The sequence below is a fragment of the Micromonospora globispora genome (assembly GCF_003857015.1).
In the GTDB taxonomy this organism is placed as follows: Bacteria; Actinomycetota; Actinomycetes; order Mycobacteriales; family Micromonosporaceae; genus Micromonospora; species Micromonospora globispora.
This window is the reverse complement of sequence record NZ_QGGF01000677.1, coordinates 1-550: the sequence shown is the minus strand read 5'-3', so window position 1 is coordinate 550 and position 550 is coordinate 1. Positions and strand designations below refer to the sequence as shown.

Annotated in this window: 1 protein-coding gene; it reads right to left on the bottom strand. The window is 77.1% G+C overall.

All coding sequences use genetic code 11. From position 1 onward, the window contains the following. Positions 1-550 (bottom strand): chorismate-binding protein (locus tag DKL51_RS31770; RefSeq protein WP_185734992.1); only part of this gene is annotated, 550 nt, incomplete at both ends.

The window sequence follows — 550 nt, the reverse complement described above, 5'->3', positions numbered from 1 at the left end:
CCCGGGTCCCACCCAGCCGAGCGCGCCCATGCCGGCGCCCCGGCCGACCGGTTCCAGGGCCGCGATCTCGTGCAGCGCGGCGAGCTTCGGCGCGCCGGTGACCGACCCGCCCGGGCAGACCGCGCGCAGCAGGTCGGCCAGGCCCAGCCCGTCGCCGGCCGCCGCCGACACCGTCGACTCCGCCTGCCACAGGTCGCACCACCGGCGTACGGCGAACAGCTCGTCCACCCGGACCGATCCGGTCCGGGCGATGCGGGCCAGGTCGTTGCGCTCCAGGTCGACGATCATGACGTGTTCGGCGCGTTCCTTGGTGGAGGCGAGCAGGTCCCGCCGGCCTGCGGCGGTGGCCGGCCGGGTGCCCTTGATCGGCCGGGTGATCAGGCGGCCCGCGTCGACCTCGATCAGGGTTTCCGGGGAGGCGCAGCCGATCGCCCAGTCCGCACCGGTGAGGGTGCCGCCGTAGCGGGCGCCGGGCAACGCGCCCAGGCGGGCCAGGGCCGGCAGCGGGTCGCCGGCGTACCGGGCGGCCGCGTGCCCGACCAGATTCACC